This window comes from Streptomyces sp. R28, from assembly GCF_041052385.1.
Lineage (GTDB): Bacteria > Actinomycetota > Actinomycetes > Streptomycetales > Streptomycetaceae > Streptomyces.
Genome location: NZ_CP163439.1, coordinates 5,923,975 through 5,941,575, shown reverse-complemented (window position 1 = coordinate 5,941,575; position 17,601 = coordinate 5,923,975). Strand labels below are relative to the sequence as shown.

Below are 17,601 nucleotides of genomic sequence, written 5' to 3'. Positions count from 1 at the left end.
GTTGATCACTTGCGGGTGAGAGGGGTGGGACGAGTGGACGCGGGCGGCCAGATCAGCCGGCTCTCAGGGCCATGGTCATCGCCTCCACCGCCAGCAGCGGCGCCACATTGCGGTCGAGGGCGTCGCGACAGGCGGCGATCGCCTCGATGCGGCGCAGCGTGGACTCCGGGGCACTGTCGCGGGCAAGGCGCTCCAGAGCGTCCTCGGCGTCGATGTTGGCGAGGGCGACGCGGGAGCCGAGTTGGAGGGCGAGGACGTCGCGGTAGAAGGCGGTGAGGTCGGTCAGCGCGAGGTCGAGGCTGTCGCGCTGCGTCCGCGTACGGCGCCGCTTCTGCTTGTCCTCCAGCTCCTTCATCACGCCCGCCGTGCCGCGCGGCATCCTGCCGCCCTGGCCCGCACCCATCGCCGCTTTCAGCTCTTCGGTCTCCTTGCCGTCCATCTCCTCGGCGAGCTGCTTGGCGTCCTCGGCAGCGGCGTCGACGAGTTCCTGGGCGGCCTTGAGGCAACCGCCGACGTCGCCGAGCCGGAGAGGCAGTTTGAGGACGGCGGCCCGGCGCTCACGGGCGGCCGGGTCGGTGGCCAGGCGCCGGGCCCGGTCGACGTGCCCCTGCGTGGCGCGGGACACGGCAGTGGCGACCTCGGGCTCGATGCCTTCCCGCCGTACGAGCATGTCGGCGACGGCGTCGACCGAGGGCGTGCTCAGGTTCAGGTGGCGGCAGCGGGAGCGGATGGTGGGCAGGACGTCCTCGATGGAGGGGGCACAGAGCAGCCAGACCGTGCGGGGGGCGGGCTCCTCCACTGCCTTCAGGACGGCGTTGGCCGACTTCTCGTTCAGCCGCTCGGCGTCCTCGACGAGGATGACCTGCCAGCGGCCGTTCGCCGGTGAGGTGAACGACTTGCGGACGGTGTCCCGCATGTCGTCGGCGAGGATCTGGGTGCCGACGGCGGCGACGGTGGTGACGTCGGCATGTGTGCCGACCAGCGCCGTATGGCAGCCGTCGCAGAACCCGCATCCAGGGGCGCCGCCCAGTGCCCGATCAGGGCTGACGCACTGCAGCGCGGCCGCGAAGGCACGCGCCGCCTGATTCCGCCCCGCCCCGGGCGGGCCCGTGAACAACCAGGCATGCGTCATCTTGGACGCCTCGGGGGGAGGCGCGTCGGCAGCGGCGGCGGTGACGAGGGCATCGGCGTCCCGAGCGGCAGCACCCAGCTGCTCGCTCACCCTCTCCTGCCCCACCAGGTCGTCCCACACGCTCATGGGTTCCGCCACCCTTCCGTCACATCTCGCGTCGCGGATTCCATTGTGAGGGGCGGCACTGACAACGGGCTCCGGTCGGCCAGGCAGTCACGCGCCGGACAGCTGATCCGCGGCCGACAGCACCGCCAGGCCGGCCAAACGTACGCATGCCGCGGCCAACGGACGCAGCACCAGCCCGTCAAACCATGCTCGAAGAGCTGGGGGCGGCACCCCGCAAGCGCGGGCCAGTGCCCCACCCCCGCGCCGACCGAAGCACCGCGCGCCTCATGACCGACCCCAGCGGCCGACCTCAGTGACCGACCTCAGTGACCGACCTCAGCGCCGCCGGCCCCGACCTCGGCCACCCTCGTCGTCGTACTCGTCCTCATGCGGACCCAGCAGCTCATCCGCCAGCGTCGGCAGATCATCGAGCGGCGTCTCCTCGGCCCAGTCGGACCGCGCCCTGCGCCGGGGCGCACCCGACTCGTCGACCTGGGGCATCTCGCGCGTACGTTCCTCGTCCCGGAAGTACCCCGGCGGAACCCGATCCGCGGACTCCTCGCCCGACCTCGACCTCGACGCCGACGCCGACCCGGCCCCGGAAACTGGAGGCAGCACCGCCGTCTCGTCCGCGGCCCCCGAAGGCACCGGCGGAAGCACAGCGGTCTCATCGGCCGCACCAGGCACCACCGGCGGGAGCACAGCGGTCTCGTCCGCAGCCCCCGACGGCACCGGCGGCTGCGGCAGCTTCGCCGTCACCTCGGAGTCGGACTCCCCGGAAGCCCGGCCTCCGGCAGCCCGGCCACCGGAAGCGCGCTCACCGGCAGGGCGGTCATCGGAAGGACGGTCACCGCCCCGCTCCTCACCCCGCACCGGCCGCAGCACCGTCGTCTCGTCCGACGCCCCGCCCGGGGCCGTCCCCGGCGTCACCACCGGCGTAGGAACCGTCGCCGCGTCCCCAGGAGCAGCCCCGGCCCCGGGCGCCGTCGGCCTCGGCCCCGCCTGCGCCGACGCCGCCGCCTGCTCGGCCAGCCGCCGCGCCTCCTCGGCCCGCAGCAGAGCCTCCTCGGCCTTGCGCTGCTTCTCCAGACGGAGCGCCTCCGCCTCGGCGCGCAGCCGGGCCTCTTCCTCGGCCTGCTTGCGGCGCCGTTCCTCGTCGGCCTTGCGGCGTGCTTCCTCCTCGGCGCGTACCTTCTCCTCCGCGAGGAGCCGCTCGCGCTCCTCCTCGGCACGCCGACGCGCTTCCTCGGCCCGCAGCCGGGCCTCCTCCGCCTGCCGTTCGGCCTCGCGCCGCTGCGCCTCCTCCAGCTCGCGCCGCTTGCGCTCCTCCTCCTCGGCGCGCAGCCGGGCGAGCTGCTCCTGGCGCTCGCGCTCCAGGCGCTCCTCCTCGGCCTTGCGGGCGGCCTCTTCCTCGGCCTTGCGGCGGGCCTCCTCCTCGGCCTTGCGCCGAGCCTCCTCCTGAGCCTGGATCTCCGCCTCGGACAGCGGCAGCATCTGGTCGAGCCGGTGCCGGACGACCGTCGTCACCGCCTCGGGCTCCTGGCCCGCGTCCACCACCAGGTACCGCCCGGGGTCGGCCGCGGCCAGCGTCAGGAATCCGGAGCGCACGCGCGCGTGGAACTCGGCCGGCTCCGACTCCAGCCGGTCCGGCGCCTCGGTGAACCGCTCGCGGGCGATCTCCGGCGAGACGTCCAGCAGCACGGTCAGATGCGGTGCGAGTCCGTTCGTCGCCCAGCGGTTGATGCGGGCGATCTCCGTCGGGGACAGGTCCCGGCCGGCCCCCTGGTAGGCGACCGAGGAGTCGACGTAGCGGTCCGAGATCACGACCGCGCCGCGCTCCAGCGCGGGCCGGACCACCGTGTCCACGTGCTCCGCGCGGTCCGCCGCGTACAGCAGCGCCTCGGCCCGGTGCGACAGCCCCGCGCTCGACACGTCCAGCAGGATCGACCGCAGCCGCTTGCCGACCGGCGTCGCCCCCGGCTCGCGCGTGACGACGACCTCGTGGCCCTTGCCCCGGATCCACTCGGCGAGCGCCTCGGCCTGGGTGGACTTCCCGGCGCCGTCGCCGCCCTCCAGGGCGATGAAGAAGCCGGACGCCGCGGGCACCTGCTCCGGGTCGTCCCCACCGAGCAGCGCGTCCCGCAGATCCTGCCGCAGCGGCACACCGGAACGGTCGTCGACCTTGGCCAGCACCAGCACGGCCACCGGCAGCAGCAGCGCCCCGACCAGCATCAGCGTGAACGCCGCACCGCCGTGCGCGAAGACGAACTTGCCGCTCTCCAGCCGGTGCGGCCCGATGAGCGCGGCCACCAGCGGCGCGATCACCGCGCCGAGCGCCACACAGACCCGTACGACCGCGTGCAGATGCTCGGTCGTCCGCGGCCGCCGGAATTCCTCGGCCTCCTGGTCGAGCAGCGTGTGCCCGCTGTTGGCGGCCACGCCCGCGCCGATCCCGGCCAGCGCGACGATCAGCAGCACGGTGGTGACGTCCGGGACGAGTCCCGCGGCCAGCAGCGCGACGCCGGTGAAGGCGATCGCCAGCGCCAGCAGCCGGCGCCGCGACAGGGCGGGCACCACGGAGGGCGCCGTACGGATGCCGACGACCACGCCGCCGGTCAGCGCGAGCACCACCAGGCCGTACAGCACCGGCCCGCCGCCCAGGTCCTTGGCGTGCAGCACGGCCACGGCGACCGCGGCGGACACCGCCCCGGCGACCGCCGCGCACGCCGTCACCAGCAGCGGGATGGCACCGGTACGGCCCTTGTCGACGCCCGAGCCCGTCTTGGGGCGGCGCAGCCCCTCCAGCGGCGACCGCGCGCGCGGGGTGCGCGTGTCGGGCAGCTCCAGGAAGGTCAGCACGGACAGGGACGCGGCGAACAGACCGGCCGCGACATACGACGCGAGGGCCGCCTGGTGCTGGTCGAACCAGTCGAGTCCGGCACCGAGCAGGTTGTTGAGCAGAGCGGCGACGACAAGTGCGGCGGCGGCCAGGGGGACCGCCAGGAAGCCCGTACGCAGTGACAGGCGGCGCAGGGCGTCCATGTGATCCGGCAGCGGTCGTACCGTCGCACCCTCCGGGGGCGGGGGCGGCAGCAGGGCGGGCGCCGCGCTCTCCCGGCACACCGTCCAGAAACGTTCGGCGACGCCGGTCACGAAGGCGGTGACCAGGAGGACGGCCAGCGCGTTGTCCGGCGTCCAGTCGATCCACAGGGGCGCGACGATCAGCAGGCCGACCCGCAGGCCGTCCGCGCCGACCATGGTCCAGCGCCGGTCGAGCGGGCCCTCCTGGGAGGTCAGCGACGTCAGGGGGCCGAGGAGTACGGCGCCGAAGAGCAGCGTCGCCAGGATGCGCACGCCGAAGACGGTCGCCACTGCGAACGCCACGCCCCGGTACCCCCCGCCGAACGCCCCCTCGGCGATCGCCGCCTGAAGGGCCAGCAGGACCAGGACAAGGAGGGCGAGCATGTCGCCGACACCGCCCACCAATTGCGCGCTCCACAAGCGCTTGAGCTGCGGTCGGCGCAGCAGGGCGCGGACGGCACGCTCGCGTGAGTCCGCGGCAAGGGCGTCGTCGGAGGCGGGGTGGGGGGCCGTTGGCTGCTCGGCTCGCGTCATGCTTTCAGCCTATCGGGACCCACCGACAGCCCGGCGCGTGCGCCCGAACGTACGCCCGCCTCGACACCAAACTGATGCCGAGGCGTTCGTTTTGCGAACCGGAAGTGAAGAACCGGACCCTCAACCGGGCGCAGGAAGAGCCCCGTTGCGAGCCCGGTCCTCCCGGCTCAGTCCTCGCTCGTCGACTTCGACGCCGTCGCCTTCTTCGCGGTCGTCTTCTTCGCGGCCGTCGTCGTCTTCTTCGCCGCGGTCTTCTTGGCGGCCGTCTTCTTGGCCGGGGCGGCCTTCTTGGCGGTCGCCTTCTTCGCGGGGGCCTTCTTCGCCGTCTTCTTGGCGGGAGCCTTCGCGCGCTTCTCGGCGAGCAGCTCGAAGCCGCGCTCCGGGGTGATCGTCTCGACGCTGTCGCCGGAGCGCAGGGTCGCGTTGGTCTCCCCGTCGGTGACGTACGGCCCGAAGCGACCGTCCTTGACCACGACCGGCTTCTCGCTGACCGGGTCGGTGCCCAGCTCCTTCAGCGGCGGCTTGGCGGCGGCCCGGCCACGCTGCTTGGGCTGGGAGTAGATCTCCAGCGCCTCTTCGAGCGTGATCGTGAAGAGCTGGTCCTCGGTCTGCAGCGAGCGCGAGTCCGTGCCCTTCTTCAGATACGGCCCGTAGCGGCCGTTCTGCGCGGTGATCTCCTGGCCCTCGGCGTCGGCGCCCACGACACGCGGCAACGACATCAGCTTGAGCGCGTCCGCGAGCGTCACCGTGTCCAGGGACATCGACTTGAACAGCGAGGCCGTACGCGGCTTGACGGCGTTCTTGCCGGTCTTCGGGGTGCCCTCGGGGAGCACCTCGGTGACGTACGGGCCGTAGCGGCCGTCGCGGGCGATGATCTGGTGGCCGGTCTGCGGGTCGGCGCCGAGTTCGAAGTCGCCGCTCGGCTTGGCGAGCAGTTCCTCCGCGAGCTCGACGGACAGCTCGTCCGGGGCCAGGTCCTCGGGCACGTCCGCCCGCTGGTGGTTCTCGGAGTCCTTCTCACCGCGCTCGATGTACGGGCCGTAGCGGCCGACCCGGAGCACGATGTCGTTGCCCACCGGGAACGAGGACACCTCGCGCGCGTCGATCGCGCCCAGGTCGGTCACCAGTTCCTTGAGGCCGCCGAGGTGGTCCCCGTCGCCGTTGCCGGCGTCGGCCGCGCCGCCCGCCGGGCCCGCGGAGCCGCTGTCCGGCAGCGTCTCACCGAAGTAGAACCGCCTCAGCCACGGCACGGACTGCGCCTGACCGGCCGCGATGCGGTCGAGGTCGTCCTCCATCCTGGCGGTGAAGTCGTAGTCCACGAGCCGCCCGAAGTGCTTCTCCAGGAGGTTGACCACGGCGAAGGACAGGAAGGACGGGACGAGCGCCGTGCCCTTCTTGAACACGTAGCCGCGGTCGAGGATCGTGCCGATGATCGACGCGTACGTCGACGGGCGGCCGATCTCGCGCTCTTCCAGCTCCTTGACCAGCGACGCCTCGGTGTAGCGGGCCGGGGGCTTGGTGGCGTGCCCGTCGACCGTGATCTCCTCGGCGCTCAGCGCGTCGCCCTCGTTGACCTGCGGCAGCCGACGCTCGCGGTCGTCCAGCTCGGCGTTCGGGTCGTCGGCGCCCTCGACGTAGGCCTTCAGGAAGCCGTGGAAGGTGATCGTCTTGCCGGACGCGCTGAACTCGACGTCCCGCCCGTCGGCCGCCGTGCCGCCGATCTTGACCGTGACCGAGTTACCGGTCGCGTCCTTCATCTGGGATGCGACGGTCCGCTTCCAGATCAGCTCGTAGAGCTTGAACTGGTCGCCGGTCAGCCCGGTCTCGGCAGGCGTGCGGAAGCGGTCGCCGGAGGGGCGGATCGCCTCGTGCGCCTCCTGCGCGTTCTTGACCTTCCCGGCGTACGTCCGCGGGGACGGCGGCAGGTAGTCGGCGCCGTAAAGCTGCGTGACCTGGGCGCGGGCGGCCGCGATGGCGGTGTCGCTCAGCGTCGTGGAGTCCGTACGCATGTAGGTGATGTAGCCGTTCTCGTACAGCTTCTGCGCGACCTGCATGGTGGCCTTCGCGCCGAAGCCGAGCTTGCGGCTCGCCTCCTGCTGCAGCGTCGTCGTACGGAACGGGGCGTACGGCGAGCGGCGGTACGGCTTGGACTCGACGGACCGGACGGAGAACTGCGTCTGCTCCAGGGCGGCGGCCAGGGCGCGGGCGTTCGCCTCGTCGAGGTGGAGGGTGTTCGCGCTCTTGATTTGTCCCAGGGAGTCGAAGTCGCGGCCCTGCGCGACCCGCCTGCCGTCGACGGTCTGCAGGCGGGCGACCAGCGACGACGGGTCCGACGAATCTCCCGCGCGGCCGGTCGCGAAGGTGCCCGTCAGGTCCCAGTACTCAGCAGAACGAAACGCGATGCGCTCGCGTTCCCGCTCCACCACGAGTCGTGTGGCGACGGACTGGACACGGCCCGCCGACAGGCGCGGCATGACCTTCTTCCAGAGGACCGGCGAGACCTCGTAGCCGTAGAGGCGGTCGAGGATGCGGCGGGTCTCCTGGGCGTCGACGAGCTTCTGGTTGAGCTGGCGCGGGTTGGCGACGGCGGCCTGGATCGCGGCCTTGGTGATCTCGTGGAAGACCATCCGCTTGACCGGGACCTTGGGCTTGAGCACTTCCTGGAGGTGCCACGCGATGGCCTCGCCCTCGCGGTCCTCATCGGTGGCGAGGTAGAGCTCGTCGGAGTCCTTCAGCAGGTCCTTGAGCTTCTTGACCTGCGCCTTCTTGTCGGCGTTGACCACATAGATCGGCTCGAAGTCGTGCTCGACGTCCACGCCGAGGCGGCGGACCTCGCCGGTGTACTTCTCCGGCACCTCCGCGGCGCCGTTGGGGAGGTCGCGGATGTGCCCGACGCTCGCTTCGACTACGTAGCCGGGGCCCAGGTAGCCCTTGATCGTCTTCGCCTTGGCAGGCGACTCGACGATGACGAGTCGGCGGCCGCCCTGTGCGGTCTCGCTGGTCGGGGACAACTTCGCTCTTCTCTCCGGTCGACGCTGGGGCCTCCCCAGGGTCGATTGGGCCCGGGGTCGGGTGGTGGTGACGCTGCGGAGTGTGACGGTACATCCCGCCCCGTTGTCAAACGGGAAAAGCCCGCAACGGCCACTCGAACGGTAACCCGACTTCCGCCATTCCTGCCGCCCGGAGTGCCCACCGGCCTTTTCGAGCCTTTCCGGAAGAGGGGCTCCCAATTATTGCCGCGCAGCTCGTGGGCCGTTCTCAGAGGCGGGTGAAGCACCACGTTCCGAGGATCAACGCGATCACCGAGACAAGGCTCGCAAGCGTCGCCGATGCGACGGGGCTCACACCGTGGGCGACAGGCCGGCGCTGCCGCACCCGGACCGCGGTCCACACGAGCAGCCCACCTCCGAACAGGGCGAACACGACCCCAGCGAAGATCGCCGGTCCCCTTTCCATGGTTCCGTTTGCCCCTTTTCTCCCGTCCGCGAGTGCCCAGCCCGGCGAGGCTGACACGCGCGGGCGGCGCACAGGCGAACCCCAGGTGAACGCGGGGCCGACGCGGATGTGGACTCCCGCACCGAGCGGACCCGACTGTCACGCCGGCCCCACCGCGCCCGCTGCCCTCACCGACCTCGTACGCCTCGGCCACCTCAGACCTCGCCCGGGCGCGAGTATCTTTCCGGTCGTCTTCTGTCGCCGGCCTGCCGACCGTGAGCGACTCGAATTTCTCGCCGCACCGCTTGGTGGCGTTGTCGGAGCCCTTCTTGTGGATCATTTCACCGCGTGCCTGAACAGTGCCTATGACCGGGTCGGTGCCCGGTTCGGCGCAGTCGATCAACGGGCGTCGTACCCGCCCGCCATCCCCTTCCTCGCAGGCCGACCAGTGGCTTGAACGGGTGCCGGCGGCGCCGAACACCGTACGACCGCCGGAGATCCACCCCGTCCAGGTTCACCGCGCCGGTTCGAGGAACCCCTGCTCCACCAGCAGCCGGATCTGCGCCGGCGTACGGTCGCGCAGCAACACCGGGTCCTCGCCCATCAGTTGGGCGATGGCGTCCAGAATGCGGCCCGCGCTCAGCGAACCGTCGCACACGCCCGCGAACCCCGCGCCGACCGTGTCGACCTGCGTGGCCCGGCGCATTCCGCGGTGCTGGCGCAGTACGACGTGCTCCGGGTCCTCGGCACCGGGCATTCCGACCTGCTCCTGCACGACCTCGCCGACGAGCTTGAAGTGGTCCTCCAGCAGGGCCGCGTCGTCGCGGGCGCGCAGGTAGTCGAGCCGGCCGAAGTGCGCCCGGACCGTGTCGCCGAGCGGCTGCTCGACCGGATGCGGCCACTCCTCCACCGTGATCGAGGGCACGGCCGCCGACGCCTTCCGCAGCGTGATCCACCCGAAGCCCACGGCCTTCACCTTGCGCGCCTCGAACTCGTCCAGCCACGCGTCGTACCGCGCCTGGTACTCGACCAGGTCACCCCGGTGGTCACCGGCGTCCCTGAGCCACAGCTCGGCGTACTGCGTGATGTCCTGGACCTCGCGCTGCACGATCCACGCGTCGCACCCGCGCGGCACCCACGACCGCAGCCGGTCCTGCCAGTCCTCCCCTTCCACGTGCTGCCAGTTGGCGAGGAACTGCGCGAACCCGCCCTCGTTCAGCCGCTCCCCCGCCCCCTGAACGATCGACCGGCACAGATCGTCCCCGCCCATCCCGCCGTCGCGGTACGTCAGCCGCGCGCCCGGCGAGATCACGAAGGGCGGGTTCGACACGATCAGGTCGTACGTCTCGCCGTTCTTGAGCGGCTCGAACAGCGAGCCCTCCCGCAGGTCCACGGCCGGGGAGCCGGACAGCGCGAGCGTCAGGGCGGTGATGTGCAGCGCCCGCGGGTTGAGGTCGGTCGCCGTCACGCGCGTGGCGTGCTGTGCGGCGTGCAGCGCCTGGATGCCGGAGCCGGTGCCGAGGTCGAGGGCGGAGGCGACGGGCGTACGGACGGTGATGCCGGCGAGGGTCGTGGAGGCACCGCCCACGCCGAGGACGACAGCTGTGTCCGCCTGGCGGCCGTTGCTGCCGCTGCCGCCCGCCCCGCCGACCGCGCAGCCCAGGTCGGACACGATGAACCAGTCCTCGCCCTCGGGCCCGCCGTACGGCCGTACGTCCACGGTCGCCGCGAGGTCGTCGCCGACCCGGACCAGCCACCCGCTCTCCAGGCACGCGTCGAGGGGCAGAACGCCCGCCACGCGCGCGTGCGGCACGTTCTGCTGCAACAGGAACAGCCGTACGAGCGCCTCGAGCGGCGTCTCTCCCCGGGTCGCCCGGAGCGCGGGCACGGTCTCGCTCCGCGCGAGCGCCGTGTACGCGGGCGCGCCGAGCAGTTCTAGCAGCCCATCGGCGGTGAAGGAGGCCCCGAGCAGGGCATCCCTCAGCCGGGCGGCGACATCGGGACGGTCGGAGGCGGGCAGGGCAGACAGGCTGGAGTCACTCACGCCCTCATTGTGACCCGCGCCCGCCCCTGAGGGTGGTTCAGCTGTCGGTGGCCGCGGCGGACGTGGACGCCGAAGCGGCCGCCTTGCAGCCCTCCTGCGACGTCAGCGCCTTCTTGGTGTCGCCCGACTCCAGGTTCTTCAGCGCCTTGATCGCGCTCTTGCGCTGGGTCTCCACCTGCTTCATCTCGGCCGACACGTCCTTCAGGCCGGACGCGAACTTCGCCTGGTTCTTCGTGTTCAGCCCGTCGACCCGCTTCTTCAGGTCGCCGTACGCCGCGGAGAGGGCGGTGAGCTTCTTGACGACGTCCTGCTGGACCTGCGCGCCGTTCTCGACCCCCGGAGGTGCCCCGGCCTCGCTGATGAGGCTCGCGCGCGCCTTGTAGCCGTCGGCCAGGTCCTGGAAGGCCTTGGAGTCGGCCTGCTGGAGCTCCTTGGGCGTGCTGGTGGTGTCCTTGGCCGCCTTCGTGATCGCGACGTAGGCCGCCGAGATCTTCGCGTTCTGGGCGGGCACGGCGTCGCAGACCTGCTTGGCCCAGGCGTCCAGCTCCGGGTTGCCCTCGTCGCTCGTGCATCCCGTCAGCGCCAGTACCAGTACCGCACCGCCGGACAGTGCGGCCGCGAGCTTCTTGTTCACCGGTTCGGTCCCTTCCGTGGCTCTCGGCCACCGGACCTTACACGTCGGGCGGTGGACAGCCATGCACCCAATGGCTCATATGCGGCTCTTAATGCGATTTACACCAAGTGAGAGAAGCGTCACGGCAAGGCGTGAACAAGCACGAGGCGGGCGGGCGGCACGTCATGCGCGCCGCCCGCCCGCCTCTTGAGCTGGGCCGTCGTAAGACCGCCTACGAAACCACCGCGGGATCGACCGGCTTGGCCACCCTCTCGGCGTTGTCTTCGTCACCCATGGCGATGCCGCGCCGCTTGGAGACGTAGACCGCGCCGACGATCACGAGGAGCGAGAGTACGGCGATCACGACCCGTGCGCCGACGTTCTTGTCCTCGCCGTAGCTGAACTGGATGACCGCGGGCGCGATGAGCAGCGCGACCAGGTTCATCACCTTCAGCAACGGGTTGATCGCGGGGCCGGCGGTGTCCTTGAAGGGGTCGCCGACCGTGTCGCCGATCACCGTGGCGGCGTGGGCCTCGCTGCCCTTGCCGCCGTGGTGGCCGTCCTCGACGAGCTTCTTGGCGTTGTCCCAGGCGCCGCCGGAGTTGGCGAGGAACACCGCCATCAGGGTGCCGGTGCCGATCGCGCCCGCCAGGAACGCGCCCAGGGCGCCGACCCCGAGCGTGAACCCGATGAAGATGGGCGCCAACACGGCGAGCAGACCGGGCGTGGCGAGCTCGCGCAGGGCATCCCGGGTACAGATGTCGACGACCTTGCCGTACTCCGGTTGCTCCGTGTAGTCCATGATCCCGGGCCGCTCACGGAACTGCCGCCGTACCTCGTAGACCACGGCACCCGCCGACCGCGACACGGCGTTGATCGCGAGCCCCGAGAAGAGGAAGACGACCGCCGCGCCCGCGATGAGGCCGACGAGGTTGTTGGGCTGCGAGATGTCCATCATCAGGTTCATCGGCGCGCCTTCGCCGCTGAGTTTCTCGCCCACGTCCCGCGCGCCGGTGGTGATGGCGTCGCGGTACGACCCGAAGAGCGCCGCTGCCGCCAGGACGGCGGTGGCGATGGCGATGCCCTTGGTGATGGCCTTGGTGGTGTTGCCGACCGCGTCCAGGTTGGTGAGCACCTGGGCGCCCGCGCCCTCGACGTCGCCGGACATCTCGGCGATGCCCTGCGCGTTGTCGGAGACCGGCCCGAAGGTGTCCATGGCGACGATCACGCCGACCGTGGTGAGCAGGCCGGTGCCGGCCAGCGCCACCGCGAACAGCGCCAGCATGATCGACGTACCGCCGAGCAGGAACGCCCCGTAGACGCCGAGGCCGATCAACAGGGCGGTGTAGACGGCCGACTCGAGACCGACCGAGATACCGGCGAGGACAACGGTGGCCGGGCCGGTCAGCGAGGTCTTGCCGATGTCCATGACCGGGCGCCGGTTGGTCTCGGTGAAATAGCCGGTCAGCTGCTGGATGACGGCGGCCAGCAGGATGCCGATGCCCACGGCGACGAGCGCGAGGATCCGTGGGTCGCCGTCCTTGCCCGCGATCGCGACGTCGGTGACGCCGTCGAGGTCGGCGTACGACGACGGCAGGTAGATGAACACGGCGGCCGCAACCAGCACGATCGAGATCACCGCGGAGATGAAGAACCCACGGTTGATCGCGGTCATGCCGCTTCGGTCGGAGCGGCGCGGGGCCACCGCGAAGATGCCGATCATCGCGGTGATCACGCCGATCGCGGGCACGATCAGCGGGAAGGCGAGCCCGGAGTCACCGAACGCCGCCGATCCGAGGATCAGTGCGGCGACCAGGGTCACGGCGTACGACTCGAACAGGTCGGCCGCCATGCCCGCGCAGTCGCCGACGTTGTCGCCCACATTGTCGGCGATGGTCGCGGCATTGCGCGGGTCGTCCTCCGGAATGCCCTGCTCGACCTTGCCGACCAGGTCGGCGCCGACGTCGGCGGCCTTGGTGAAGATGCCGCCGCCGACACGCATGAACATCGCGATCAGCGCGGCACCGAGACCGAATCCTTCGAGCACCTTCGGCGCGTCGGCCGCGTACACCAGCACCACACAGGAGGCGCCGAGCAGACCGAGCCCCACCGTGAACATGCCGACGACGCCGCCCGTTCGGAAAGCGATCTTCATGGCTTTGTGCGAGACGGCAGTGAGATCCTTTTCCGGCTCTCCAGGCGCCGGGGTCGCTTCGCGTGCGGCCGCGGCGACGCGCACATTGCTGCGCACGGCGAGCCACATGCCGATATAGCCGGTGGCTGCCGAGAACGCGGCGCCGATCAAGAAGAACACCGATCGGCCGATGCGCTGATTCCAGTCGTCCGCGGGAAGCAGCATGAGCAGGAAGAACACGACTACGGCGAATACGCCGAGCGTGCGCAACTGCCGGGCCAGATAGGCGTTCGCGCCTTCCTGGACCGCTGCCGCGATCTTCTTCATGCTGTCGGTGCCCTCGCCCGCCGCGAGCACCTGGCGCACCAGGACGCCGGCGACCGCGAGCGCTGCCAGTGCCACGACGCCGATGACCGTGATGATGATCCGGTTGTCGTCGGTCAGCACTGCCGCTGCGAGGGTTGTGGGGTGGTCCAACTGCTGAGGGGTAGAAAGCCCCGCCATTCGTCCTCCTTGACGCTTGGGCTGAGCTCAAGATGTGGACGGATTCTAGGTACCGGAACCTGATCAAAACAGAGCGCGGTAAACGGAATTGGCCTTCACATGCCGTTCAGCAAATGATCGACGTCAAGCCACTGAACCCGAAAGTGCTAATGCCTCAAAACCATTGACGTGAGCATTGGCTCTTGATCGAATTATCGGGAGATTGATCGTGAATTGCTTCACGAATTCCCCGGGGGTGGCCGAGGAAACGCGAAAGGGCCCTGCTGAGCAGGGCCCTTTCGCTATGAGGTTGTCTTGGCGGGGTCGTTCAGGGAAGCACCACGGCCGGCGGCGCGGTCGGCCAGGTCATACGGATCAGCCCACCGTGCTCCCCTGCGGAGACCTCCACGTCGTCGACGAGACCGCTGATGACCGCGAGGCCCATTTCGTCCTCTTCGGCCTCGATCTCGCCGTCGTCGCCCGCGGCGCCGGGTGCCCGGTCGCCGGGGGCGGCGTGCGGAGCCTCGTCGCCGACCTCGATGGAGAACTGTTTCTCCTCCTCGATCAGCGCGACCTTCACCGGCGCCGTGATGCCGACGCTCTGGTGCAGTCCGACGGCACGGGTGCAGGCCTCGCCGACGGCGAGCCTGACCTCGTCCAGGACGGCCTCGTCCACTCCGGCCCTGCGCGCCACCGCTGCCGCCACCAACCGGGCGGTCCTGACGTGCTCGGGTAGCGCGCTGAAGCGGAGTTCAACGGTGGCCATGCATCCCCCTCGGAACTACGGGCGTGCTGTCCGGAGGGCCGGGCTACCGAAAGCCCGGTCCCCCTTCTCTTTCAACTTCCGCCGCCCCGGGCACGCTCAGCAGCGGGCCCGGGTCCGGTGATCAGTCGGTCGCCGCAACCGCTTCCTCGACCGAGGTGTGGATCGGGAACACCTTGGTGAGGCCGGTGATACGGAAGATCTTCAGGATGCGCTCCTGGTTGCAGACCAGGCGCAGTGAGCCCTCATGGGCCCGCACACGCTTCAGGCCGCCGACCAGCACGCCGAGCCCGGTGGAGTCGAGGAAGTCCACGCCCTCCATGTCGACGACGAGGTGGAAACTCCCGTCGTTCACCAGCTCGACCAGCTGCTCGCGCAGCTTGGGCGCGGTATATACGTCGATTTCGCCACCGACCTCGACGACCGTACGATCGCCGACGGTACGGGTCGACAGGGACAGGTCCACGGATCCTCCAGCACCTTGCTAATCGAGCGGTCGTCCCTCGGGACACCTCGGCTTACAGCCCCCAGGACGGTTCGCCAGCCGCGATGGCATTCAATCACTTACCGGCGGGCGTGCACGACGCCTTGGTCCCATTGTCCGTCACTCCAGTGACACACTCGGTGCCGATGGCCAAGAATCACCGATCCGATCGATCCCCGACGGGCCCCGTTTCCCGGGTGGACCCGGGCTCGGTGCTGGGTCGGCTCGCCTCGGGGCCGAGCCGGGCTTCGCGCATCACTCATACGGAGCATGTGCCCCCGCGCGAGGGCCGCCATGCCGTCTGGCCTGACCGGATCCGCGCGGAGGTCATCGCCGCGGTGCAGGCTGCGGGAATCGAACACCCCTGGGCCCACCAGGCACGCGCCGCCGAGCACGCGCTGGACGGCGACTCGGTGGTCGTCGCGACGGGCACGGCGTCCGGCAAGTCGCTGGCCTACCTCGTGCCGGTCCTCTCGACGCTCCTGGACGGCTCCGAGGCACCGAACGGCCGTGGCGCCACCGCGCTCTACCTGGCCCCCACCAAGGCTCTTGCGGCGGACCAGTGCCGTTCGGTGAAGGAACTTTCACATCCGCTGGGCAATTCCGTACGCCCAGCTGTGTACGACGGCGATACTCCGTTCGAGGAACGCGAGTGGATCCGCCAGTACGCCAACTACGTCCTCACCAACCCCGACATGCTGCATCGCGGCATACTCCCCTCCCACCCCCGCTGGTCTTCCTTCCTGAAGGCGCTGAAGTACGTCGTCATCGACGAGTGCCACACCTACCGCGGTGTCTTCGGCTCCCACGTCGCCCAGGTCCTGCGCCGTCTGCGCCGCCTGTGCGCCCGCTACGGCGCCTCTCCGGTCTTCCTGCTGGCCTCCGCCACCGCCGCCGAGCCGGCGGTGGCCGCAGGCCGCCTCACGGGCCTGCCGGTGGTGGAGGTCGCCGACGACGCCTCCCCACGCGGGGAACTGGTCTTCGCCCTCTGGGAGCCCCCGCTCACCGAGCTCCAGGGCGAGAAGGGCGCCCCCGTTCGGCGTACGGCAACCGCCGAGACAGCGGACCTCCTGACGGATCTGGCCGTGCAGGGGGTCCGGTCGGTCGCCTTCGTACGCTCCCGGCGCGGCGCCGAGCTGATCTCGGTCATCGCCCAGGAGCGCCTCGCCGAGGTCGACCGCTCCCTCGCCCGGCGTGTCGCGGCCTACCGCGGCGGCTACCTCCCCGAGGAGCGCCGCGCCCTGGAACGGGCCCTCCACTCCGGCGAACTCCTCGGCCTGGCCGCCACCACCGCCCTGGAACTCGGCATCGACGTCTCCGGCCTGGACGCCGTACTGATCGCCGGCTACCCGGGCACGCGCGCGTCCCTGTGGCAGCAGGCGGGCCGGGCCGGCCGCTCCGGACAGGGCGCGCTGGCCGTCCTGATCGCTCGGGACGACCCGCTGGACACCTACCTCGTCCACCACCCCGAGGCCCTGTTCAACCGGCCGGTGGAGTCGACGGTCCTCGACCCCGACAACCCCTACGTCCTGGCTCCGCACCTGTGCGCGGCAGCCGCGGAAGTCCCGCTGACCGACGAGGATTTGGCGCTTTTCGGTCCCGAGACCGAGGCACTGTTGCCGCAGCTGGAGGCCGCGAAGCTGCTGCGCCGCCGCACGAAGGCCTGGCACTGGACGCGCCGGGAACGGGCCGCCGACCTGACCGACATCCGCGGCGGAGGCGGCCGCCCGATCCAGATCGTCGAGTCCGGCACGGGCCGCCTGCTCGGCACGGTCGACGCGGGCGCCGCGCACACCACCGTCCACGAAGGCGCGGTCCATCTCCACCAGGGCCGCACTTATCTCGTCCGCACCCTCGACCTGGAGGACTCGGTCGCCCTGGTCGAGGAGGCCGTCCCGCCGTATTCGACGGTCGCCCGCGACACCACGTCCATCTCCGTCCTGGAGACGGACATCGAGATCCCGTGGGGCGACGGCCGTCTGTGCTACGGCTCCGTCGAGGTCACCAACCAGGTGGTCTCCTTCCTGCGCCGCCGGCTGATCACCGGCGAAGTACTGGGCGAGACGAAACTCGACCTCCCTCCTCGTACGCTGCGTACCCGCGCGGTGTGGTGGACGGTCACCGAGGACCAGTTGGACGAGGCCCGCATCAACCCCGAGATCCTCGGCGGCGCCCTGCACGCCGCCGAGCACGCCTCGATCGGCCTGCTGCCCCTCTTCGCGACCTGCGACCGCTGGGACATCGGCGGCGTCTCGATCCCGCTGCACCCCGACACACTGCTCCCGACGGTCTTCGTCTACGACGGCCACCCGGGCGGCGCGGGCTTCGCGGAGCGCGCCTTCCACACCGCCCGCGCCTGGCTCACCGCCACCCGCCAGGCCATCGCCTCCTGCGAGTGCGACGCCGGCTGCCCGTCCTGCATCCAGTCCCCCAAGTGCGGCAACGGCAACGATCCGCTGCACAAGAGGGGGGCGGTGCGGTTGCTGACGGTGCTGTTGCGGGGGGCACCGGAGGAGGCGGGGGAGGTTGCCGTGGGTGGGGAAGGGGAGCTTGCCGCGGCCGGGGAAGAGCAGGTTGCCGCGGCCGGGGGCGGGGATCCTGTCCCGGCGAGGGGTGGGGGGCCTGGCCCAGCTGGGGGCGGGGCCCCGGCGAACGACATCGGGCGCTGACCCAGCTGGGGACGGCTCGCGCGGGCGGGCGGGGCGGGCGGGGGACGTAGGGCCTGCCTTGGCCGGGGAGGGGAGACTGCCCCGGCGAGGACGGGCGGCTTGCCGCGGCCGGGAGGGGAGCATG

General features: G+C 71.0%; 10 protein-coding genes. 1 reads left to right on the top strand and 9 read right to left on the bottom strand.

Going from position 1 to position 17,601, the window contains the following annotated elements:
* Positions 1 to 52 precede the first annotated feature (52 nt).
* The 9 genes from AB5J49_RS26505 to bldG all read right to left on the bottom strand — a co-directional run bounded on the left by AB5J49_RS26505 (position 53) and on the right by bldG (position 14,790).
* Positions 53 to 1,258, bottom strand: a complete 1,206-nt coding sequence (locus AB5J49_RS26505; RefSeq protein ID WP_369171222.1) for a DNA polymerase III subunit delta' — start codon at positions 1,256 to 1,258, stop codon at positions 53 to 55.
* A gap of 315 nt (positions 1,259 to 1,573) precedes the next feature.
* Complete coding sequence (tmk, locus tag AB5J49_RS26500) at positions 1,574 to 4,852, bottom strand: dTMP kinase (protein WP_369171221.1); 3,279 nt, start codon at positions 4,850 to 4,852, stop codon at positions 1,574 to 1,576.
* Between the two features lie 167 nt (positions 4,853 to 5,019).
* On the bottom strand, positions 5,020 to 7,863 hold the full coding sequence (gene topA / locus AB5J49_RS26495; protein ID WP_369171219.1) for a type I DNA topoisomerase: 2,844 nt from the start codon (positions 7,861 to 7,863) through the stop codon (positions 5,020 to 5,022).
* A gap of 247 nt (positions 7,864 to 8,110) precedes the next feature.
* Entirely contained in the window at positions 8,111 to 8,308 is a 198-nt protein-coding gene (locus AB5J49_RS26490; RefSeq protein ID WP_369171218.1) for a hypothetical protein, read from the bottom strand.
* A gap of 493 nt (positions 8,309 to 8,801) precedes the next feature.
* Complete coding sequence (locus tag AB5J49_RS26485; RefSeq protein WP_369171216.1) at positions 8,802 to 10,331, bottom strand: methyltransferase; 1,530 nt, start codon at positions 10,329 to 10,331, stop codon at positions 8,802 to 8,804.
* Positions 10,332 to 10,368: 37 nt separating this feature from the next.
* The gene (locus AB5J49_RS26480) at positions 10,369 to 10,965 is read right to left on the bottom strand and encodes a small secreted protein (RefSeq protein WP_369171215.1); all 597 of its coding nucleotides are present in this window, start codon (positions 10,963 to 10,965) and stop codon (positions 10,369 to 10,371) included.
* A gap of 211 nt (positions 10,966 to 11,176) precedes the next feature.
* The gene (locus tag AB5J49_RS26475) at positions 11,177 to 13,582 is read right to left on the bottom strand and encodes a sodium-translocating pyrophosphatase (RefSeq protein ID WP_369171213.1); all 2,406 of its coding nucleotides are present in this window, start codon (positions 13,580 to 13,582) and stop codon (positions 11,177 to 11,179) included.
* 307 nt (positions 13,583 to 13,889) lie between these two features.
* The gene (locus AB5J49_RS26470; RefSeq protein WP_369171211.1) at positions 13,890 to 14,327 is read right to left on the bottom strand and encodes an ATP-binding protein; all 438 of its coding nucleotides are present in this window, start codon (positions 14,325 to 14,327) and stop codon (positions 13,890 to 13,892) included.
* 121 nt (positions 14,328 to 14,448) lie between these two features.
* A complete protein-coding gene (gene bldG / locus AB5J49_RS26465; RefSeq protein ID WP_003975386.1) occupies positions 14,449 to 14,790 on the bottom strand; it encodes an anti-sigma factor antagonist BldG in 342 nt (113 codons plus the stop codon).
* Positions 14,791 to 14,873: 83 nt separating this feature from the next.
* Here bldG and AB5J49_RS26460 point away from each other — a divergent pair, with 83 nt between their 5' ends.
* Positions 14,874 to 17,477, top strand: a complete 2,604-nt coding sequence (locus AB5J49_RS26460) for a DEAD/DEAH box helicase (protein WP_369171208.1) — start codon at positions 14,874 to 14,876, stop codon at positions 17,475 to 17,477.
* The last annotated feature ends 124 nt before the right edge of the window (positions 17,478 to 17,601 follow it).